General features: G+C 58.9%; 17 protein-coding genes. 6 read left to right on the top strand and 11 right to left on the bottom strand.

Features of this window, described 5'->3' with window-relative positions; genetic code table 11:
* The first annotated feature begins 2 nt into the window (after nt 1-2).
* The gene (pheA, locus tag HMPREF3042_RS04550) at nt 3-938 is read left to right on the top strand and encodes a prephenate dehydratase (protein ID WP_005510446.1); all 936 of its coding nucleotides are present in this window, start codon (nt 3-5) and stop codon (nt 936-938) included.
* Nucleotides 939-943: 5 nt separating this feature from the next.
* On the top strand, nt 944-1,735 hold the full coding sequence (locus HMPREF3042_RS04545) for a histidine phosphatase family protein (protein WP_070429920.1): 792 nt from the start codon (nt 944-946) through the stop codon (nt 1,733-1,735).
* Between the two features lie 34 nt (nt 1,736-1,769).
* On the opposite strand, the gene HMPREF3042_RS04540 is transcribed toward HMPREF3042_RS04545, so the two are convergent.
* The 3 genes from HMPREF3042_RS04540 to HMPREF3042_RS04530 all read right to left on the bottom strand — a co-directional run bounded on the left by HMPREF3042_RS04540 (nt 1,770) and on the right by HMPREF3042_RS04530 (nt 4,014).
* Complete coding sequence (locus HMPREF3042_RS04540) at nt 1,770-2,315, bottom strand: DUF1707 SHOCT-like domain-containing protein (protein ID WP_070856198.1); 546 nt, start codon at nt 2,313-2,315, stop codon at nt 1,770-1,772.
* 75 nt (nt 2,316-2,390) lie between these two features.
* Nucleotides 2,391-2,735, bottom strand: a complete 345-nt coding sequence (locus HMPREF3042_RS04535; protein WP_016421667.1) for a metallopeptidase family protein — start codon at nt 2,733-2,735, stop codon at nt 2,391-2,393.
* A gap of 31 nt (nt 2,736-2,766) precedes the next feature.
* A complete protein-coding gene (locus HMPREF3042_RS04530) occupies nt 2,767-4,014 on the bottom strand; it encodes a septum formation family protein (protein ID WP_246822312.1) in 1,248 nt (415 codons plus the stop codon).
* A 194-nt stretch (nt 4,015-4,208) separates the two neighbouring features.
* Between HMPREF3042_RS04530 and HMPREF3042_RS04525 the strand changes: the two genes are divergently transcribed.
* Together HMPREF3042_RS04525 and serS are read left to right on the top strand one after the other, a co-directional pair.
* Entirely contained in the window at nt 4,209-4,859 is a 651-nt protein-coding gene (locus HMPREF3042_RS04525) for a LysE family translocator (RefSeq protein WP_070856196.1), read from the top strand.
* Between the two features lie 46 nt (nt 4,860-4,905).
* Complete coding sequence (gene serS / locus HMPREF3042_RS04520; RefSeq protein ID WP_016421664.1) at nt 4,906-6,168, top strand: serine--tRNA ligase; 1,263 nt, start codon at nt 4,906-4,908, stop codon at nt 6,166-6,168.
* Nucleotides 6,169-6,483: 315 nt separating this feature from the next.
* Here serS and HMPREF3042_RS04515 read toward each other — a convergent pair whose 3' ends face one another.
* The 6 genes from HMPREF3042_RS04515 to HMPREF3042_RS04490 all read right to left on the bottom strand — a co-directional run bounded on the left by HMPREF3042_RS04515 (nt 6,484) and on the right by HMPREF3042_RS04490 (nt 13,603).
* Nucleotides 6,484-7,326 carry a DUF5808 domain-containing protein gene (locus HMPREF3042_RS04515; protein ID WP_070856194.1) on the bottom strand — a complete coding sequence of 281 codons (843 nt, stop codon included), beginning with the start codon at nt 7,324-7,326 and terminating at the stop codon, nt 6,484-6,486.
* Nucleotides 7,323-7,658 (bottom strand): PadR family transcriptional regulator, encoded by a 336-nt coding sequence (locus HMPREF3042_RS04510; protein ID WP_049171840.1) that lies wholly within the window; start codon nt 7,656-7,658, stop codon nt 7,323-7,325. The genes HMPREF3042_RS04515 and HMPREF3042_RS04510 overlap by 4 nt, the downstream gene beginning before the upstream one ends.
* Before the next feature lie 254 nt (nt 7,659-7,912).
* Nucleotides 7,913-9,085 (bottom strand): alpha/beta hydrolase, encoded by a 1,173-nt coding sequence (locus HMPREF3042_RS04505; RefSeq protein WP_049171838.1) that lies wholly within the window; start codon nt 9,083-9,085, stop codon nt 7,913-7,915.
* Nucleotides 9,086-9,227: 142 nt separating this feature from the next.
* Nucleotides 9,228-10,784, bottom strand: coding sequence for a glycerol kinase GlpK (gene glpK, locus HMPREF3042_RS04500; RefSeq protein WP_049171835.1), 1,557 nt, complete (start codon nt 10,782-10,784; stop codon nt 9,228-9,230).
* A gap of 84 nt (nt 10,785-10,868) precedes the next feature.
* Nucleotides 10,869-11,618 (bottom strand): MIP/aquaporin family protein, encoded by a 750-nt coding sequence (locus HMPREF3042_RS04495; RefSeq protein ID WP_179078173.1) that lies wholly within the window; start codon nt 11,616-11,618, stop codon nt 10,869-10,871.
* Nucleotides 11,619-11,866: 248 nt separating this feature from the next.
* A complete protein-coding gene (locus HMPREF3042_RS04490) occupies nt 11,867-13,603 on the bottom strand; it encodes a glycerol-3-phosphate dehydrogenase/oxidase (RefSeq protein WP_049171859.1) in 1,737 nt (578 codons plus the stop codon).
* 441 nt (nt 13,604-14,044) lie between these two features.
* Between HMPREF3042_RS04490 and HMPREF3042_RS04485 the strand changes: the two genes are divergently transcribed.
* Together HMPREF3042_RS04485 and HMPREF3042_RS04480 are read left to right on the top strand one after the other, a co-directional pair.
* Entirely contained in the window at nt 14,045-15,694 is a 1,650-nt protein-coding gene (locus HMPREF3042_RS04485; RefSeq protein WP_070437291.1) for a lysophospholipid acyltransferase family protein, read from the top strand.
* 6 nt (nt 15,695-15,700) lie between these two features.
* On the top strand, nt 15,701-16,534 hold the full coding sequence (locus HMPREF3042_RS04480; protein WP_070437289.1) for a Cof-type HAD-IIB family hydrolase: 834 nt from the start codon (nt 15,701-15,703) through the stop codon (nt 16,532-16,534).
* Nucleotides 16,535-16,610: 76 nt separating this feature from the next.
* Here the strand turns inward: HMPREF3042_RS04480 and HMPREF3042_RS04475 are convergent, their stop codons facing one another.
* Together HMPREF3042_RS04475 and HMPREF3042_RS04470 are read right to left on the bottom strand one after the other, a co-directional pair.
* Nucleotides 16,611-19,019 (bottom strand): N-acetylmuramoyl-L-alanine amidase, encoded by a 2,409-nt coding sequence (locus HMPREF3042_RS04475; RefSeq protein WP_070856192.1) that lies wholly within the window; start codon nt 19,017-19,019, stop codon nt 16,611-16,613.
* Between the two features lie 85 nt (nt 19,020-19,104).
* Nucleotides 19,105-20,610, bottom strand: coding sequence for an N-acetylmuramoyl-L-alanine amidase (locus HMPREF3042_RS04470; protein WP_070429913.1), 1,506 nt, complete (start codon nt 20,608-20,610; stop codon nt 19,105-19,107).
* Between the last annotated feature and the right edge of the window lie 103 nt (nt 20,611-20,713).

Raw genomic sequence — 20,713 nt, 5'->3', positions numbered from 1 at the left:
TTATGACGACGGTTACTTATTTGGGTCCTGCGGGCACATTCACCGAGCAGGCGCTGTGGGACATGGCGCGTGCTGGCGAGATTGATCCGGCAGGGGAATCCGCGGTCAATGCGGTGCCGGTGGATAGTCCCGCGGCCGCGCTTGGAGCCGTGCGCCGAGGGGAAGCGGACTTTGCCTGCGTGGCTATCGAAAGCAGCGTGGACGGTCCCGTCACACCAACTTTTGATGCCCTCGCTGCTGGGCCGGAGCTGCAGGTTTTCCGTGAAACCGAGGTCGGGGTGGTCTTCTCTATCCTGGTCCGTCCCGGTACGACGGCGGAACAGGTGCGTACTTTTACGACACATCCTGTGGCGTATCCGCAGGTCAAACAGTGGGTGGATGCCAACCTTCCGGGCGTGGAAGTTCATCAGGCCAGCTCCAATGCGGCGGCGGCTCACCAGGTCGCCGAGGGTACCCACGACGCTTGCGCTGCCCCGGCCCGCGCGGGTGAGCTGCTCGGACTTGAGGCGCTGGCCACTGAGGTCGCCGACGTGCGCGGTGCCCGAACCCGTTTCCTGCTGGTGGGGCGCCCTGGTGTGCCGACGCCGCGCACCGGTGCCGACCGGACCTCGGTCTCCTTCACGCTGCCGAACCAGCCCGGCACACTGATGCGCGCCATGAATGAGTTCGCAGTGCGACAGGTCAACCTCACCCGCATCGAGTCGCGGCCGACACGAGAGCTCTTCGGCCTCTACCGCTTCTACATTGACTGCAACGGCCACGTTGATGATGCACAGGTTGCGGCGGCTCTCGCGGCACTGCACGAATACGCCGAAGACCTGCGTTATCTGGGATCCTGGCCGGTCGCTGAGGGTGGCCGGCGCAGCATTATGACCCCGCCACCGGACATCTCCCAGTCAATCGAATGGGTCGACGCACTTAAGGAAGGACGAAGGTAAGAAACATGACACCCGCCGCGCCCGAAAATCCAGTTGGACAGCTGCCTTTCCTCGATGACCGCCCCGACCGTCCCGAATCTGTCATGCCGGTTGATTCACAGCGCATCATTTTCATCCGTCACGGGCAGACCACAGGGAATATCAATCGCCGTCTGGACACCGCATTGCCGGGCGCACCGCTCACCGACCTCGGCGTGAGGCAGGCACGCAGTCTGGGACGTCTTTTGCTTCCCGACGTCCACAGAATCGGTGACATCGTCACATCCCATGCCCTGCGTGCACGCCAAACTGGTGCAGGCGCGGTCGCGAGTCTGCACCACCTGGGAGAGACTTCCGTTCGCATCCGCCATGAGGGTGGTCTCCACGAGATTCAGGCCGGCGACCTTGAGGGGCGCAATGATCGCGATGCGCACATGGAGTACATGCGCGCCTTCTACCAGTGGCTCAATGGGGAGCTGGAGTATCGTCTTCCCGGCGGTGAATCCGGTGCTGACGTGCTGAACCGATACCTGCCGACGCTACAGCAGCTGCTGGAGCAGGCAGGAGCGACAGGTGGTGAATCCAAGGAGTCCAGGGAGGGCAGCAGCAAGGATGTCGTCATTGTCAGCCACGGCGCGGCTATTCGTCTGATTGGGCAGTATCTGACCGGGGTGGATCCGGAATACGCACTGCGACACCGCATTGCCAATACCGAGCGAATTGAGCTGGTTCCGAACGCAGCGGCCGTCGGCAAGCGTGCTGGCATTGAACCGCGCGCGTGGGATGTGCGTCGCTGGGGCGACAGCGAGTTGCCTTAGACGACAGCTGGGCGGCGACTGTCACCGCTGGCCGTTATTGCTGGCCTTCCTGAATCTCGCGGCGCTTCTGAGCTGCCAGGCGCAGGCGTTCCGTGCGACGCTTGGATTCCTCTTCGTTGATTTCGTTGAGGAGCTCCTCTTCGTCATCATTGATGTTCAAGGCGGCGCGCCCGATAAGGGCAACTGCCGCAGCGACGATGAAGCCGAGCCACGCGTTATCGATATTGGTGGCAAACATCAGAACGATAGTGACACAAACGATAACGCCTGCAGCAGAATCAATAATGTTGAGCTGGCGGCCCTTTTTCATCAGGTTTTGCAGCTCTTGATCGACACTTTGATGCTGCGGATTAGCCGGGGTGCCCTGTGAACTCTCGGGGGAGACCTCAGCGGGCAGGTCTGCGAAGAGTGTTTGTAGTTGGGAGCGGGTTTTAGCGACTGCGGCAGCTTCGGCGCGCTTGGAGAATTCATCGACATCCAAGTAGCCGTCAGCGAAATGATTGCCGAGACGCTCCATGGCAGCGTTGCGCTCCCTATCGCCGACCCTGATTTCTGGCTTCTCGCTCGAGTTGTCGCTCATGATTATTAAGGTTACAAGGAAGAAAGCTGCCGTGAAGAAGCCGAGAGGAACGAGACCTCGCAGGGCGGGACACACTTATCCGTAGCCGAGACGGTCCAGATCTTCCTCCTCGAGGCCGAAATAATGCCCGATTTCATGCAGGAGAGTGACCCGAATCTGCTCCACCAGCTCCTCTTCGGTGTGGCTGATGCGGCAGAGCATGTCGCGATACAAGCTGATTTGGTCAGGCGGACCCCAGTGGTTGTTAGAACGCTCGGTCAGAGGTATCCCCTCGTAGAGTCCCAGCAGTGTGGGCTCGTCGAGGTTATACGGGTGAACCTGGATGATGACCTGATCGAGCTGATCGAGAAACTGCGTGGGAATGCGGTCGATGGCCTCATCGACAAGCGCATCGAACCGCTCAGGGCTAACGTCAACCATTTATGGTGCTGCCTCGCAATGTCCTGTTGTTCTACTGTCCTGCGGGAGCGACTGCGTTATCCACAGCGCCTGCTTCAGCACCAGTACTGTCGGCGCCGACCTCACCGACGTCACCTGTGCCAGCGCCAGCGTCACTCTGCTCCTCCCGCAGCGGATTGCGCGGTGGTGGAGCCACGGGCGGCTGGCCGTCGATAGTGAAGGACTCGTTAGCGTGGCCGTTGAGAGTGGAGAATCCGCCCTGGCCATTGTCCTTAATCAACCAGCAATTCACACTGCGCGAGCCAGCATTGAGCGACTCCTGCGACAGGGACGTCCAAAATGGCAACAGCGTTGAGTTATACAGCGGGTCGTCACCGCCGAGGTAATTCTGCGCGAGAGTCACACACTGTTCCGCGAGCACATCATTCTGCTCCTGGTCAGTGGGGACGTTGTCACCGAAATGGTCGCGGAGATTGACAATTCCCGTCGACTCCATCAGGTGATCTTCCACGCAAGGCACCTGGCGGATGGCGCCGCTTTCGTCCAACGTCACGCAGCGGCCGCCCTCGAACACGCGGGACTGGTCCTGCCCGGCCGCAGGACCGGACATGTGCGCCGTGTTGCCGTCTTCATCGACGACCTGGATACCGCACAGGAAGGTTCGATCACCCTTTTCCCACTGGCTAGGCGAAGGAATGATTGGCGCCGTGATAAATCGACCGTCCGGATCGTACTGGCCGCCCAGGTATTCAGTCACGGTGTTGCGACACACGCCATTTTGCAGAGCCACCAAATTGTCCGCTGTCGGGTAGTTGGCAGTTTTTGCGTATTGCCCCGGATGTTCCTCGTAGTCGGCGAGGTTCAGTTTCTTGGCGACCTCATAAGCGTGTGGCTGCTCACAGGGCACGACGCGGAAGTCAGAAACATTCAAATCTTCTGCCAGATTCCAGTCCAGACAGTTGCCCGCGGTTGCGCTGGTGAACGCCGTCGTCTCCTTGTCGACGATGGTTGTCGTTGTCGACGATGACGCGCTTGCCGACGAACCCTTGCCCCCAAGTGGCCCACTCGGTGGCTCGATGACTCCCGCTTGCAGCGCGAATGCCATTCCCGCGGCGCCAACCAGCATTGCCGTCGACAAAGCGCGCATTCCCCAGCTTCCGCGCGAGTTATTCGAAGCGTTGGCATCGTTGCTGGCTGCGGAGGATGCACCAGCGCTGACATCTGCGCCAGTACCTGCACCGGAGTCAGTGTCTGTGGCGGCAGCGTGCGCGCGATCCTGGTTCATATTGTCATCAGCCATAGTGACCCCATTGTGCACCGCCAATGAGCCTGTGGACAAGGTAACGCTAAAAGCGACAACGCTGCCATGAGCGTTGATGCCGTGGCAGGGAGCTCAGTCATCGACGCTCTGCCCGAGTTTGCGGTCCAAATTTGCTCAAGAGCTTTAAGCACTACAATAGTCCGGTATTCGTTCGCTACCCGAGGACACGAGTCTTGACCTGGACTGCACTACTCAGCCTGCTGGGCGTCCACATTATTGGTATGGCCTCACCAGGGCCTGACGTCTTCTTAATCCTGCGCCTTGCCACCAAATCCCGAAAGCACGCCATCGCAGCGGTTGCTGGTATCAGTACTGGCGCCACTATCTGGATGACCCTCACAGTTTTTGGGTTCGCAGCTGTCATCACCGCCAATCCTTTGCTGATGGGCGTAATCCAGCTTGTCGGTGGCTGTTATCTCATTTACATGGGCATCAGTATGGCCAAGGCAGGTATCAATACCCTCCGCGAACTGCGCGCCGGTGCCGCACCAGCCCTGGGAAGCGAGGCGCTCCGGTCGCCGAAGGCGACGTTCCGCCAGGGCCTTTTTACCAACATGTCGAACCCGAAGATTGTTCTCTTTCTCACGGCAGTGCTTTCACAGTTCATTCCCGCGGGCGCATCTGTGGGGACGCTCGTGCTTTGTACGCTGGTGCTAATCGTCTCCCAAATCACTTTCTTCCTATTTATCGCAATCGTGGTGTCGACGGATGCCGTCGTCAAGCGAATGGTGCTGGCAGGGCCGTGGATTGACACTGTCGCCGGCGCGATCTTCCTCGTCCTCGGCGCGCTGCTGGTCGCTTCAGGAGCGGAGGCGGCGCTCTAACCCGCGCGTACCTGCTTATCGACGTAAACCAGGTACTCTAGGTGACGTGATTGATCTCAAATTTCTCCGCGAAAACCCTGAAGTAGCCCGCGAGTCCCAGCGCACCCGTGGTGAGGACCCGGCATTGGTCGATCAGCTGCTGGAAGCTGACGCTAAGCGCCGTGAGGTTATTGCCTCCACCGACGCGCTGCGTTCGGAGCAGAAGGGCTTCGGTAAGAAGATTGGTCAGGCGTCGAAGGAAGAGCGTCCGGCCATGTTGGAGAAGGCCAAGGAGCTTTCCGACGCCGTGAAGGCAGCCGAAGCGGAGCAGAAGGAAGCCGAGGCTGAGGTCGAGCGTCTGCAGTACCTGATTGGCAACATCGTTACGGGTGCGCCCGCCGGTGGCGAAGATGACTTTGTCGTGCTGGAGGAAATCGGCGAGATTCCACAGTTCGATTTTGAGCCCAAGGACCACCTGGACCTCGGTGAGTCGCTGGGACTTATTGATATGGAGCGTGGCGTCAAGGTCTCCGGTTCCCGCTTCTACTTCCTGACCGGCTACGGTGCCATGCTGCAGCTGGCCATGATGAACCTGGCTGCTCAGAAGGCAACTCAGAACGGTTTCCAGCTGATGGTGCCGCCGGTGCTGGTTCGTCCGGAGACCATGTCGGGTACTGGTTTCCTCGGTGCGCACTCCGATGAGATTTACTACCTGCAGGAAGATGACCTCTACCTGGTCGGTACCTCGGAAGTCGCGCTGGCCGGCTACCACTCCAACGAGATTATTGACCTGTCGGAGGGGCCGCGTCGCTATGCTGGTTGGTCTTCCTGTTTCCGTCGTGAAGCGGGCTCTTACGGCAAGGACACCCGCGGAATCCTGCGCGTGCACCAGTTCGACAAGCTGGAGATGTTCTCCTACTGTCCGCCGGAGCAGGCGGAGGCAGAGCACCAGAAGCTGCTGAACATGGAGCGCGAGATGCTGGCCGCGGTCGATGTTCCGTACCGCATCATCGATGTTGCTGGTGGCGACCTGGGTGCATCGGCTGCCCGCAAGTTCGATACCGAGGCGTGGGTGCCGACGCAGAACACTTACCGCGAGTTGACCTCGACTTCGAACTGCACGACTTTCCAGGCTCGTCGTTTGAAGACCCGCTACCGCGATGCCGATGGCAAGTCGCAGTACTGCGCCACCCTGAATGGCACGCTGGCTACGACGCGTTGGCTGGTCGCCATTCTGGAAAACCACCAGCAGGCCGATGGTTCTGTGGTGATTCCGGAGGCGCTGCGTCCGTTCATGATGGGCAAGGAAGTTCTCGAGCCGGTTAAGTAGGTGCGGCCCCGACCCCAGCTCATCCGCGACTTCACGACACCTATGTCACCTCATGCCACCTCCACAGCTGGCACGAGGTGACATAGGTGTCGTGAAGTGACTTTTTCGGGCGTGAGTCGTGTAATTGCGCTAAAAAATTACTTGGGAGATTGAGAAGGTAAAAACACCAGGAAGGTTGAGTGTAGAAACACAACCGAAAACACAACTGAATCAGGGGATAGCCTCACTCGAGGTGGTAGAGGTTGTTTACAACATTCGGATTACAACAATCTTTCTGATGAGTCTTTCACCTGCTGATGTCTCCTGCACCGTGATTTAAGCTGCTCCAGCTTTCTGCCACGTGGCCTTCAGCCCCGCGAAGAGGGGAAAGACAAGGCATGCGGCCGAAGCCACGACCGACGTCAGAGCAACACCAGCGTGGACTAAGGCCGGATTGAGCTTGGAGTTTTCTTCCGTGAGAACGCCGATCAGCTGAGATGGCGCAATTGTGCTTGCGAGCGCGCCTAGGGACGCGACGCGCAGAGTATCTTCGCGGTCATCTGCCTTGAGCAGCGAAGCAGCTGAGAATCCAGCTCCGACCGTAGAAACCACGAGGGGAAGAAGCAGAGTTTCCTTCGGTGCTGTCTTTTGAACTGCCTCGCCGTTTAGCTTCCATTTTGTGTGGACTTCGGAAGGCAACTGCTTCCAGCACCTGGCCAGTGCGACTCCGTGCGCAACCGTCACAGCCGCGGGGAGAAAAGCGGTCGCCTGCAGTGCGCGAGCTGGAATTTCAGAGACAACCTCACCGTCAATATCGTCCGGGCGGACAATCCCCAGCTTGGTCGCTACTGCAGCCCAATTGATAGACCAGCCGAAACCCAGCAGGTGAGGTTGGAGGATCCGCGGGTCGTCCACGTTCCACAGGGAAGCGCGACCTTGCTTGGAAAATACCCGAAGCGGTTTGGAGAGGTACCTACGCAAGGTGCTTGGTTCACCAACTTGTTCGGCGACTCGCTCGGCGTATTCGGTCGCCGTTCCCAGCTCTTCGGCCAGGTCTGCGTGGACGTCGTTAAGCTCTTGCAGAAGACTCTCCTGCTCGGAAATGATTGCCTGGCGTTGCGCGTGCGGCATGCCGATTTCACGCAGTTTGTGGTCGATGGCGGTGAGGTAGGTGTTCATTGGGGCTCCTCGGAAAATAGTGCGGTCATGTCGGCGGATAGGTCGATGAAATCCTGATGTAGCTGCGTGAGTGTTTGCTGTCCTTTGTCTGTTAGTGAGTAGTACTTGCGGGGCGGCCCCTTGGGGGATTCCTCCCAGCGATTGCTAATCAAGCCGTTGGTGGTAAGCCGCGAGAGTAGGGGGTAGACGGTTCCTGCGGGCGCGCTGAGGTGGGAGTAGGCGTTGAGCTTTGCGACGAGTGCCGCGCCATAGAGCTCTTCGCGAGAAATCAGCTTGAGAATGGCGAGCTCGAGTACTCCCTTCTTCAGTTGTGTTTGTGGGCGTTTGGGCATGGCGTTGTGCTCTCTTTCCGGCGGTAGAAGGAAGTTGTTTGAGCATAATGCTTTTCATACCTAGTACCTTGTAATGCCAACTATACCCCCAGTAGTTTGTATTGCCAAGTACTGAACGCCTATACAGCTGGCAGAGAACAGGGCAAAGAAAATGGGGGCAATTGTCAGAAGACAATCGCCCCCATTCCACCGGGTTAGCTCTATGAAGAACTCGTAACTGTTAGGAACCGGTTCGGTTCCTATTTAGCGCTCAATTAGATGCGCGCATCAAGCCAGGCAATAGCCGTCGCAATGGCCTCATGCTGTGCCGGCTCATTGAAGGTCTCGTGGAACTGGCCTTCGAACTCGATCAGCTGCTTGTCGGTGGACGAGATACCGTTGTACCAGTCACGCGAGAAGAACGGCGGCACAATCTCATCCTGGCCACCCATCATGACCAGGGTCGGCTCAACGAAGTCGACGGAGTTGGTGCCGTTGTAGGTAGCGGCAAACGCCATCTGCTGTCCCATGCCGAGCGAAAGCTTGGAGTTGTTGTACGGATCAGTGCCGTATTCATCACGCACTGCCTGGGAAGAAGAGGTTTTCGCACCCAGCGGGTTGCCAACCTGAATCAGGTCAGTGCCCGGCAGCGATGGGACGCGCATCTCGGTACGGTTCGGTACTTCCTTGAGCATGCGCGTGTTGAAAGTAGTCATGTCCTGGAACGGCAAACGCTGGTAAATCGTCGGCTGTGCTTCGCGCTGGACATCGGTCATGGCTTCTGGGGTGATGGTTTCGCCCTTGTCCGTGCCGCCGTAGGGGTTGAACAGAGCGCCACCGCCGTTGGCGACGATGCCGTCGACACTGCCCGGGTACTTGATGCCGTGGAAGTCCACAGCAAGACCGCCCATGGAGTGGCCGAGCAGGAAGGTCTTCGTGCTCGGGTTCTCCGCCTTGGCCTTCTCTACAAGCATGTGCAGGTCATCGACAAGCGAGTGGAAATCATCGATGTGGCCACGAGCAACTGGAGTGCCTTCAACCTGACCCGTGTGGCCGTGGCCGCGGTGGTCGAGGCGGTAGACGTTGTAGCCGGCGTTCAGAAGCTTGCCGGTTACCCACTCGTAGCGACCCAGGTGCTCTGCAGCGCCATGCACGACGACGACAGTGGCCTTGGCGTTCGGAATGGTGTTGGACTTCCAGTAAATCTGGGTGCCCTTGCCATCCTGTGAGGTCATGTAGCCGTCGGTGACCGTCACGTGGCGTCCGTCAACTGTAGTGGTCGGCGCCGGGGTAGTTGGCAGTTCGACCATTGCAGTGGACTGCGGGTCAGGGGTTGGCTCCAGCGGGTTCTTGATGAAGTCCGTTGGGGCTGCTGATGCTGCCGGGGTGGCCAGTGCCAAAGTCAGGGCGGTGGTCACACTCGCAGTGAAAATCGATGCGCGACGCATGATTGCTCTTTTCTATTTTCAATCGAGGAGTGGATGGTAGTGATAATAATTTTATTATAACAAACAAGCCCTGAATTTATAATAAAAATGGCTCGGAAAACCGAATCGGTTTTCCGAGCCATTTTTAGGCTCTTACGAGGGCTTATTCAGGCTTCGGTGCCTCCTCAGCATCGGTATCCTCGACCCAGCCGTAGGTGCGTTCAACGGCACGGTTCCACTGGTGGAACAGGCGATCGCGCTCTTCGGCCTCCATCTTCGGACGCCACTTCTTGTCAATCGTGATGTGAGCCTTGACCTCATCCAAGCTCGACCAGAAGCCAACGCCCAGACCTGCACCATATGCAGCGCCGAGAGCAGTGGTTTCAATGTTGTTCGGGCGCGTGACAGTGACATCTAGGATGTCGGACTGGAACTGCATGAGGAACTCGTTCATGGTCATGCCGCCATCAACGCTCAGCGTCGTGATGTCCGTACCGGATTCTGCGACCATGGCATCGAGAACCTCACGGGTCTGGTACGCAGCAGCCTCCAGCACAGCGCGGGAGATGTGGTTGCGGTTAACGAAGCGAGTCAGGCCGACGATGACGCCACGGGCGTCCGGCTGCCAACGAGGAGCGAAGAGACCGGAGAATGCCGGCACGATGTACACGCCACCGTTGTCCTTGACACTCTTTGCTTTGTTCTCGATGGAAGCGGCATTTGGAATCATTTGCAGCTCGTCACGCAGCCACTGAACAAGTGCGCCGCCCATGGAGACAGAGCCTTCGAGAGCGTAGACCGGCTTCTCACCCTCGACCTGGTAGCAGACGGTGGAGATGAGGCCGTGCTCGGACCACTTCGGGTTCTCGCCGGTATTCATCAGCATGAACAGGCCAGTGCCGTAGGTGTTCTTGGTGTCGCCCTCGCCGAAGCAGCCCTGGCCGAACATGGCGGCCTGCTGGTCGCCGAGAATACCTGTAATGGGCAGGCCGGCCAGCGCATCGCGGGCGCGAACGCGGCCGAAGTCGCCTACCGACGGGCGGATGTCCGGCAGCATCGACATTGGAATGCCAATCTCACGGCAAATGTCCTCATCCCACTCGAGGGTCTTGAGGTCCATCAGGAGAGTACGGGATGCGTTAGTGACGTCCGTTGCGTGGACTGCAGATTCGCCGTTGTCTCCCTCTGCGCCGCCGGTGAGGTTCCACAGCAGCCAGGTGTCGATGGTGCCGAAGAGCAGGTCGCCAGCCTCGGCCTTTTCGCGAGCGCCCTCGACGTTGTCGAGGATCCAGCGCACCTTCGGGCCTGCCGGGTAGGAGTTGATACGCAGGCCCGTGGTCTCACGCCAGCGGTCCGCGCCTTCATCCCCCATGAGCTCCTTACAGATGGCGTTCGTGCGGGTGTCCTGCCAGACGATGGCGTTGTAGACCGGTTCACCGGTGTTCTTGTCCCAGACGACAGTGGTTTCGCGCTGGTTGGTGATACCGATTGCCTCAATGTCCTGGGAGGAGATGTCGCCATCAGCGAGAGCTTCACTGACTACGCGACGGGTGTTGGTCCAAATCTCCTGGGCATCGTGCTCGACCCAGCCCTCTTCCGGGAAGATCTGCTTGTGCTCCATCTGGGCGATAGTGACGATCTCTGCGTCATGGTTGAAGATGATGCAGCGGGTGGAAGTAGTTCCCTGGTCAATGGCGAGGACATATTTGCTGTGCATCATGGGGGATACTCCTAGCGAAATTGTGTGTAAATGTGAGTTTTCGGACTTGCGCTATTTTATTGTGCGTTTACTCTCATATTCCCGTTATCCGATGGCAAAGGCAAGAGCGCCTGCAGCCACAGCTGCCAGCATCGGTGCGACAATCGGGACCCATGCATATGCCCAGTTCGCATCGCCCTTGCCCTTAATCGGGAGCACGAAAGCGTAGGCCAAACGGGGGCCGAGGTCACGAACAGGGTTGATAGCGTATCCAGTCGGGGAACCAAGGGAAAGACCAATCGACACAATGATGAACGAGACACCGAAGTAGGTCAGCGGGCCAAGCTCGCCGCCGGCTGGGCCGAACAGGATGAATGCGAGCAGAACGAAGGTCGCGATGAACTCGGTGACGGCATTCCAGAAGTTATTTGGATGAACCGGCGCGGTGAAGAAGTTGCCACCGGTTTCGGCATTCGCATTGGTCGGATTGCCGTTGTCGTCAACGCCATTGGCATCGAACAGCTGCTTAAACGCGGCCCATGCCAGGATTGCACCTACGAATGCGCCCAACAGCTGGCCTGCGGCATAGTAGGGGACCAGGCTCCAAGCCAGGCTGCCTTTGACTGCCAGGGCGACGGTTACCGCTGGGTTCAAGTGCCCGCCGGATACGTCGGCAATAGATGCGCCAGCGAAAACAGCCATGCCCCAACCGAAGGCAATGCCCATCCAACCAGCATTTGCTGCGCGGGTAGTCCGGAGGTTGATAGAGGCGCAGACTCCGTTACCGAGCAGAATCAGAATGGCGGTTCCGAAAAACTCCCAGAGGAATGCCTGGGATCCTGTGATTGTCTCCATGAGATGTAGAAACTCTCTGTGAGTCGTGACCGGGCAAGGTCACGATGAATCTTGCAACGTAGAATTCTTTAGGTATAAGAAATGCCGGCGAGAAACTATTTTTCGCCGGCACTTTTATTTCGACCCCATCAGCCCTTTGAAGTGCGAAGCCGTTTTCCCGAGAAGGAAGCTATTTCGTTGTGGCTACAGCGCTGGTGGCCATTCAAGAGCTAACTCGTATGGCCACCTAGGGGAGGGTGGGAAATGAACTAGCGGTCGAGGCTGACGTCGACGTCCGCGCGAGTTTCCACTGCATGAGCAGCAATCTCGTTAGCGGCCTTGTCAGTCAGCTCACGTTCAGCTGCCAGGGTTGCTTCGACACGTTCGATGAAGACCTTGATTTCCTTCTCCATCGTCTCCTTGTCCCAACCCAGAGCTGGGGCAACCAGTTCAGCGGTGGCCCGGGCGCTGTCGACACCGCGGTGTGCGTACTCCATGGAGACACGCAGGCGGCGCTCCAGGATGTCGTCGAGGTGCTTTGCGCCTTCGTGGGTCACTGCATAGAGAACCTCAGCGCGCATGTACTGCTCAGCGGCCTCCAGTGGCTCGAGCAGGGACTTGTCCTCAGCTGCCGGAGCCAGAACCTCGTAGATAAGGGAGCCGTAGCGGTTGAGCAGGTGCTCGACCTGCTTTTCGGTGATACCGAACTGCTTGGCCAGCTCTGCCTTCTGGTTGTTCAGTGCGTGGTAACCATCAGCACCGAGCAGCGGGACATCAGCGGTGACGGACTCCGGCACCTTACGTGGGACATCCTGGACTGCAGCGTCAATGGTATCGGCACCGATGACGCGGTAGGTGGTGTACTTACCGCCTGCGACGGAGACCATGCCCGGAGCAACGTGGGCAACAGCGTGGTTACGGGAGAGGTTGGTGGTGGAGTCAGAGTCGCCTTCCACCAGTGGACGCAGACCCGAGTAGACACCGACGATGTCGTCGTAAGTAATCGGACGACGAACCTTGGCGTTGACGTGATCGAGGATGTAGTCGATGTCAGCGCGGGTAGCTGCCGGGTTTGCCAGGTTCATGGTCCAGTCGGTGTCGGTGGTACCGATAATCCAGTACTCACCCCACGGGATAACGAACAGGACGGACTTCTCAGTCACGAAGGTCATTGCCACCGAGCCCTCAAGAGCGGACTTCGGAATAACAATGTGGACACCCTTGGAGGTGTGGACGCGGAACTTGCCGGTGACGCCAGCCAGCTTCTCAATCTCATCGGACCAAATGCCGGTGGCGTTGACGAAAACGTTGCCGCGGATAGTGGTGGTCGCGCCAGTGTCGGTGTCAAGGAGCTTCGCGCCGACGATGCGCTCGCCTTCCTTCACGAAGTCGACAACCTGGGTGGAGGTGCGGACGTCAGCGCCGAAGTGAGCAGCGGTGCGCAGGACAGTCATGGTGTGACGGGCATCGTCAACCAGAGTGTCGTAGTAGCGAACGCCGCCGACCACGGCATCTTCCTTCAGGCCCGGAGCCTGCTTCAGGGTTCCCTTGCGGGAGTAGTGCTTCTGCATCGGAACCTGCTTGGCGCCACCCATGACGTCGTAAAGGAAGAAGCCCGATGCCATGAACGGACGCTCCCATACGCGGTGAGTCAGAGGGAAGACGAAGCGCAGTGGCTTAACCAGGTGCGGTGCCAGATGCGACATGGACAGTTCGCGCTCGCGCAGGGATTCAGCTACCAGGCGGAAGTCCAACATCTGCAGGTAGCGCAGACCGCCGTGGAACATCTTTGAGGAGCGGCTAGAGGTACCGCCTGCGAAGTCACGAGTTTCAATGACCGCAGTCTTCAAACCACGGGTTGCGGCATCGAGCGCAGCGCCAGCGCCTACAGAACCGCCGCCGATAATGACGACGTCGTATTGCTCGGTACCGAATTTCTCCCAGGTCTTTTCATGCTGTTCCTTGTTTAGAACTGCAGATGGGGCGAGAGATGAAGAGGACGACATTTTCCAATCCTTCCCGGTGGGGGCGTTGATTTTTCGTCGAAGAGAATTTCTCGGCTCACGGCTCAGGTTACCAAAACTTGGCTTACTTGTAAGCGCTAACCTACGGTTACGTAGATATAAATAATGGGGCAAAAAGTCACGAAAATCGCGCCAGTAATGTTGTCCGATTTTCCGCAGGTAGATGGCTATGTTAATAGAGATTTACTGCTTTTAGACTGAAAGTCAGCTGGCAATGAACCCCCCCATAATGGGGGTATTAAAGATGGCTGATGGGTGGGCAATGGGTGCACGGCGGGCGTGTGGCGTATTTGAGAGGCGATGACTGGAACTGCGCTCGCATTTACACATGAATATGAGCCTGTAACGACATTTATTCACGAGTCTCAGATACCAGTACATATTGCCCCGCTAAGGGGTGCGAAAGATTGTAGAGTAAAGGCCATGTTCAAGGATCCTGTGTACTTAACGATTATCGGATTGGCGCGCACCGTCTTCTTTGCCCAAGGTTTGAAGTTCACCGTTAAGGGCTGGGAAAACGTGCCGAAAGACTCTGGGGCCGTTCTCGTTACTAACCACACCGGATACATGGACTTCACCTATGTCGGTCTTCCATTCCGCAAGCACCGCCGTTTTGTCCGTTTTATGGCGAAGAAAGAAGTGTTCGACCACTCGGTCGCCGGACCAATCATGCGTGCTTGTAAGCACATTCCGGTCGACCGCACTGACGGCTCCAAGTCTTTCGAAGAGGCCTGCGCGAAGCTGGAAAACGACGAGTTGGTAGGTATCTTCCCGGAGTCGACTATCTCGCGCAGTTTCGAGGTCAAGAATTTGAAGTCCGGCGCAGTGCGTATGGCGCAGCGCACCGGCAAGCCCATCATCCCCGTGCTGATTGTGGGATCCCAGCGCGTGTGGACGAAGGGGCACCCCAAGCATCTCGGCCGCAGCAATACTCCGATTCACATTACGGTTTTGCCACCGTGGACACCGGAGGGGGATCCGGCAGAAGCCACCGAGAAGCTGCACGAAATCATGGATCAGGGCGTTCGTCAGCTCTGGGACGAGTACGCAGCTGAAGAAGGTCCCCTGCCGAAGGGCGCCTACTGGGTGCCGGCTCGTCTTGGCGGTGGCGCGCCGACTTTCGAAGAGGCACAGGCAGAGGACCTGAAAGTCGAAGAAGAGCGCCAGCGTATCCGTCATTTGCGCGGTGACCTGGCTGCATTCAAGGAAAAGCTAGCCGAGTCGGCGCGTGAATTCGGCGATAGTGCGCGTGAGTTCGGCGATCAGACCAGGCAGCAGTTCCTCGATGCCTCGCACACGATGAGCGCGGAGTCTGCTCGTCGAAGGGAACAGACGACCGCGCTGTTGGCGCAGTTCCGTCAGTCTGTGGAACAGATGGCTGATGATGTCGTCGCCGGCGCCAAGGAGAGCAAGGAGTCCGTGCGTACTGCCACGGATTCGATGCGTGTGACGTTCCGCGAAGCGTACGTGCAGCTCGAGAAGGCCTCCGCCTCTGGTGTTGAACAGACGCAGCAGACCGTTTACCGTCTTATCGGCCAGTCGATGATGATTCGCGACAAGCTTCCACAGCGCTTGAACAGGCTCATCGCCGCTCAGCCGGAGACGTTTATCTTCGATTACCCCGCATCGCTTGCCGACGACGCGGGCACAATTAGCGAAGAAACTATCAAGGCCTTGCAGCAGCTCGGTGATGTCGGAGCCACAATCGTTGTTCTGCACGAGTCGGGAGATAAGCCGAATCTATCGGCTTTGGAATCGGTTGACCTGCAGGTCGTGGAACTTCCGGAGGGCGCCAGCAAGCTGGACGTCACAAATGCGGTGGTTAGCACGCTGCGCAAGCAGGCTCGCAAGGAAGAAACCGCGATTCTTTTCGCCGGTCGCTCGAACTTTGAGGAAGCTACACAGCGTGTCGGCATGCCGGTAGTTATGGCCGATGCGGACTGGGCCTTGCTGAAGAACGCGGACTGGGTAATTGACACTGTCGAGCATGGGGGAGTAGCTGCAACGCTGCAGTTGTTGCACGACCGGTTCTGCGATGACGGTGAAGATGGCAACAGTGAGGACGGCAAGTAGTTCGCCGTGACCGAGAGACTACATCCACTACTCGTAGCTTCGGATATTGACGGGACGTTCATCGACTCGCGGGAGCGGGTAACTCCCCGCCTGCGACAGGCCGTCACGCGAATGCTACGCCGCGGCACCCCGTTGGTGCTGGCCACGGGAAGGCCGGCCCGGTGGTTGCAGCCAGTGCTCGAGCAGCTGCCGGTTCAGCCGTTGTGCGTGTGCGCCAATGGCGCCGTGATTTACGACTCCGGCCGTGATGAAGTAGTTGCCGCCAACACACTGAAGCCAGAGACGCTGCGATACGTCGTTAAGCATGCGCGCGAAGCGACGCGATCCATCGGTGGAATCGGCATTGCGGCAGAGCGCGCTGGGACATCGGCGAATGATGCCATCGATGAGCTTTTTGTGGTGGCACCGTCCTATGACCATGCGTGGGAATCGGATGAGCACGGTGAGCTTGCTGAAGAGGCCGTGTTGTCAGAACCCGCGACGAAACTCTTGCTGCGAAACTCAGATGTGAACAGTGCCCAGCTATATGAACTGGTCGCCCCCGCAATTGACGCGAGCCTGGCGCACGTGACCTACTCCATGCCGGACGGGCTTTTGGAGGTGTCCGCGCCGGGCGTGACTAAGCGCGCCGGGCTTGAATACGTATCTGAACTGGTCGGAGCGACCGCGAAAGATGTGGTCTGCTTCGGTGACATGCCGAACGATATCGAGATGCTGTCGTGGGCGGGCACGGGTGTGGCCATGGGCAATGCGGCTGACAACGTCAAGGAGATTGCAGACGAAATCACCGCCACCAATGATGATGACGGTGTTGCTCGTGTGCTGGAGCGCTGGTTCTAGCTAGCCTCGAGGTTTTTCCCCGCGCCAGCTGGCTGACCAGTGCTCGACAGCGTCTGCTTCGGGTTTACTGCAGCGTTTACTTCAGCTCGGTCTTGACTTCGCCGGTGGTGCGGTCGAAGGTGATTGAACCGTTCTGGAACTCAGCGCGCTCGATGTTTCCATCGACCACCTGGGTCTTCGTCGGAGCGCCCAGCTTGCCGACCTCGAAGCCTTGGCGGGCCCACTCATCAGCAATCTTGCCCCAGATAGCGTGAGCGCCGGTGGTGTCGGAGTCGGTGATTACGCCGTTGGAAAACTTCACGTAGCGCAGGGCATCGGCCTGGCCAGCATTGTTCGCCACGGTAGAACCGCTCTGGATACCGGACATTGCGTAGCCGAGAACCGAGCCCATTTCCTCGGAAACTTGGCGCCATTCGGCAGCCAGGTCGTTCTGCTCATTGATAGTGATGATCTGGTCAATCAGAACCGGCAGGTCAGCAATCGACGGTCCGTTTTCAATCGAGCGTCCAACCGCACCCAGAATGGCATCGGCGGTCTGCCCCAGACCCGGTGCGCCGAGCATGCCCAGCGCCGAGGCCAGCATCGAACGTGCACCCGAGACTGTCTCCAGAGCCTGTGCCTTCTGCTGCTCGTCGGATGCGCTCGGCGAGGAGGAGTTGCTCTGCTCGCTTGCCGACGGTGCGGAGGAGTCAGCCGTAGCAGTGTCACTAGTGTTCGTGGCGTCGGTTGGCTCCGAGGTATTCGAAGTACCCGAGGTGGTCGAGTCGGAGCTCGACGTTGTCGACGAAGTGGTGCTCGATGCGCTCGAGGACTTCTCGGAGGAAGAGGTCGTAGACGTGCCCGTGGATGCCGAAGTGGTCGAAGTGGTCGAGGTAGTAGAGGTAGTCGAGCCCGACTCGGTTGACTCGGTCGATTCGGTCGACTGCGAGTCTGTGTCCTCGGCGGTCTTATCGCCCTTTTCATCCTGCGGAACGAGGAGATCAATCAAGCCATCTGGACCCTCATTGTCAATCTTTCCGCTGGTCAGGCTGTTGTACTTCTTCTCGGCAATCGAGCGGATTTTGCCCATCTGGGCGTAGCCAGCATCACCTGGGCAGGTGGTGTTACCAACATCGCGGTGCGCGAAGACGGTCGGCAGAGTGACCTGCTTGCCGTAACCATACTTGGAGTAGCTGGTGCCACCCGAAGTCATCTGAATCTGGCCGGCCGGCTTGACGCCGGCGACCTTCAGACGCCAACCAATCATGTTGCCCACCGAGTTCAGTGCAGCCTCACTGGGAGCAACCGAAGTGTAGTTACCCATCATGGAGATGCCGAAAGTACCGGTGTTGAAGCCACCTGCGTGAGCGCCCTGGACATTCTTATCCAGGCCACCGTAGCGGCCCTCGAAGATGTTGCCGTACTTGTCGACCAGGGCGTTGTATCCGATGTCGCACCAGCCCAGAGTCTGTGCGTGGTACTGGTAAATACCGCGGACGATACCAGCGGACTGGCTCTCGGTGTAGTTGTTTGAGCCAGCGGTGTGGTGCACGGTGGCACCGACAAGCTTGCTGTCGTAGTCCGCGCCCTTACAGCGGTTATTCTCGTTGGCACCCCAGCCGGCACGGGTAATGACCTTCGGCATGCCCGTGACATTCTTGGCGTCCACAATTGGGTCGATGCCGGATGCGGCAGCCTGGCCGTCAATAAGCACTGCGCCGACCTGGTCGATTGGCAGTTCATCGGCGACTGGCTCGATATCCGTCCACTTCACTGGGAGGTTCGGCGAGTCCAGACCTGCAGCGTCGTTAGCGCTCGGAGCGGTCGGGTCATCGAGTGCGTCCTCAGGAGCTGCATCCGGAGTCTGCTGGTAGTCGGAAGCGGCATCGTCAACGGCCTCCACAGCCTTCTTGGCGCCCTCAGCATTAATCTCGTCGAGGTTGAGCTTGGACAGATCCAACTTCTCGGCGCCCTTGATGTCCTTCAGATCCACGCCGGAACCCGGGCCGAAGATGTTGAGCCCGTGGGTGGAAACCTGAACACGCTTGGTTGGCTCGATGTAGATGAGCTCCGTTCCGTTCAGGCCGTTGCCATTGCCTTCAGCGGGGTAGTCTGGGTCGACGCTGAACCAGTCGGACCAGGAGCCATCGGCGCGCTCGGCGCGGACGAAGCTGGCGATATCAGGGTCACCGGCCCACGTCAGCGCAAACTGGGAAAACTCGGTATCGGAGGTAATTTCCTTGACGACACCGCGGTTGGGATGAGCCTCGTCGGCAAGCGACTGCGTTGCGATTGCCGCGTCTTCGACGAGGACAGAGGCGCTGTCTGCAAGCGACTTGCTCTGGACAACCGCGTCGATGGGGCTGGCGCCGTTTTCCTCGATGAGGTCATAAGCGGCACCTGCGCCGACAACGGCAACGGGTGTCAGGGCAAGGGTCGCCACGGCAGCGAGCACCAAGGATTGCTTGGCACCTGCGCGGCGATTGATGCGGCGGCGACTAAACACGGTAATAACTCCTGGGTGATTGCGAAGATCTGGTGCTACACCACAAATGTGATGTGGTTATGCCTGTTGTGGATAAGCGGGAGACTTAGTTCTGAGGTGCGAACCAGGCCTGCGTAGCTTCGGCAGGGTTGGCTGGCAGGGAATCAGTTAGAAACTCACCGAGAACCTCGCCTGGTGTGGGCGTTTCCACGTTTCCGAGGGAACCGCCGTTGTCGCCCGACTCGCCGGTGCCCGGAATCGACGGAATGCTGGCGGCCTCTCCGTCCTGGTTGTTCGAATCCGTCGAGCGGCCGGCGATACCCGCTCCGCCGGCGCCATCAAACTTGGCTTTGGCTGCAGCGCGGATGGCATCCATCTGCTGGTAGCCGAAGGTGCCCGGGCATGAGGTGTAGCCGGTGTCGCGGTGGCCGAAGATGGCCGGGAGGTTCACGGTCTGGCCGGAGCTGTAGCGTGCCTTCGAGTAGCCGGCGCTGGTCAGTGCGGCGGTGGACATCGGATCGACGCCACCGACCTTCATGCGCCAGCCGACCATCTCGCCGAGTGCAGTGACGGCCGCATCCGGAATCTCCAGCTGGTCGTGATTGCCCATCACCGAAATACCGAAGGTGCCGTTGTTGAAGCCACCTGCGTGTGCGCCTTCGATGTTCTTGTCCAGGCCGCCGTAGCGCCCCTCGTAGATGTTGCCGTACTTATCGACCAACGCGTTGTAGCCAACATCGCCCCAGCCCAGCGTCTTTGCGTGGTAGGCGTAAATGCCTCGGACAATGGCTGGTCCCTGCGACTCTGAGTAGTTATTGGAACCCGCGGTGTGGTGGATGCACGTGCCCTTGAAAGTGCTGTAGGAGCTCGAACCGCTGCGGATGGACTCATCTGCGCCCCATGCTGCACGGCTGATTACATTTGGCGCACCGGCAATCGACGACTCGTACGCAACTGGCTGAATAACCTCGCCGACCTGCTCTACGCCGTCGATGAAAACTGCCTGGACGGCGTTGAGGGACAACGCGGCCGTAGCACTGACGAGGTCCTGCAGGGAACCGCCGATGGTTGCGGGGTCAAGATTGTCGATACCAATGATGTTGCGTGGATCTAGGCCCTCGAGGAGGTTCAGTCCGACAGTCGACACCTGCACGCGCCTGGTGGGCTCAACGAACAGCAGCTCGGTGCCGGACTGCCCGGAGTTATTCATCGGGCCGTGAGAATCAGCGTGGAACCACGGGCCAAAGCTGCCGTCTTCACGCTCGGCGCGAACGTAGAGCTGCAGGTTGTCATCGCCCGGCCAGGTCAGGGCGAACTGGGAGAACGGTTCGTCGCGGGTGATGTCCTTCACGAATCCGCGAAGCGGGTGCAGGGCATCGGTAATGGCATGCGTGCCGACGGCTGCGTCGTCAATCATCATCGTGACAGCGTCAACCAGCGGCGATGTCGAGATCTTGGCTGCGATGGGGCCTACGCCTGGGCTTTCAACCAGGGTAGGGGCCTGGCGAATGCCCCATGTTGCTAGTGGAGCTGCGGCAGTAGTAGCTGCCAGTCCATAGAGGAAGGTGCGACGGCCCATCGACGGGGCATTGATGCGACGGCGAGTTGGCACGGTAAAAGCTCCAAAAAAATGGGGTACAGGGTTATCGACCCGAGGCCTACCTCGGGGTCGAAGGGAAGGAAAGTTGCAAAGCAACAGAAAATTCTGAGGAGGA

Origin of the sequence: Corynebacterium sp. HMSC074C05, from assembly GCF_001838325.1 — a bacterium.
Lineage (GTDB): Bacteria > Actinomycetota > Actinomycetes > Mycobacteriales > Mycobacteriaceae > Corynebacterium > Corynebacterium amycolatum.
The sequence above is the reverse complement of the archived record's forward strand: the minus strand, read 5'-3'. Positions and strand labels throughout refer to the sequence as shown.

Excerpts from the sequence above, each read along its gene's own strand:
- pheA (WP_005510446.1), top strand. The coding sequence starts at position 3 with ATGACGACGGTTACTTATTTGGGTCCTGCGGGCACATTCACCGAGCAG.
- HMPREF3042_RS04495 (WP_179078173.1), bottom strand. The coding sequence starts at position 11,618 with ATGGAGACAATCACAGGATCCCAGGCATTCCTCTGGGAGTTTTTCGGA.
- HMPREF3042_RS04515 (WP_070856194.1), bottom strand. The coding sequence starts at position 7,326 with ATGAACACCTACCTCACCGCCATCGACCACAAACTGCGTGAAATCGGC.
- HMPREF3042_RS04490 (WP_049171859.1), bottom strand. The coding sequence starts at position 13,603 with ATGTCGTCCTCTTCATCTCTCGCCCCATCTGCAGTTCTAAACAAGGAA.
- HMPREF3042_RS04485 (WP_070437291.1), top strand. The coding sequence starts at position 14,045 with ATGTTCAAGGATCCTGTGTACTTAACGATTATCGGATTGGCGCGCACC.
- HMPREF3042_RS04535 (WP_016421667.1), bottom strand. The coding sequence starts at position 2,735 with ATGGTTGACGTTAGCCCTGAGCGGTTCGATGCGCTTGTCGATGAGGCC.
- HMPREF3042_RS04530 (WP_246822312.1), bottom strand. The coding sequence starts at position 4,014 with ATGGCTGATGACAATATGAACCAGGATCGCGCGCACGCTGCCGCCACA.
- HMPREF3042_RS04505 (WP_049171838.1), bottom strand. The coding sequence starts at position 9,085 with ATGCGTCGCGCATCGATTTTCACTGCGAGTGTGACCACCGCCCTGACT.
- HMPREF3042_RS04540 (WP_070856198.1), bottom strand. The coding sequence starts at position 2,315 with ATGAGCGACAACTCGAGCGAGAAGCCAGAAATCAGGGTCGGCGATAGG.
- HMPREF3042_RS04545 (WP_070429920.1), top strand. The coding sequence starts at position 944 with ATGACACCCGCCGCGCCCGAAAATCCAGTTGGACAGCTGCCTTTCCTC.
- HMPREF3042_RS04510 (WP_049171840.1), bottom strand. The coding sequence starts at position 7,658 with ATGCCCAAACGCCCACAAACACAACTGAAGAAGGGAGTACTCGAGCTC.
- glpK (WP_049171835.1), bottom strand. The coding sequence starts at position 10,784 with ATGATGCACAGCAAATATGTCCTCGCCATTGACCAGGGAACTACTTCC.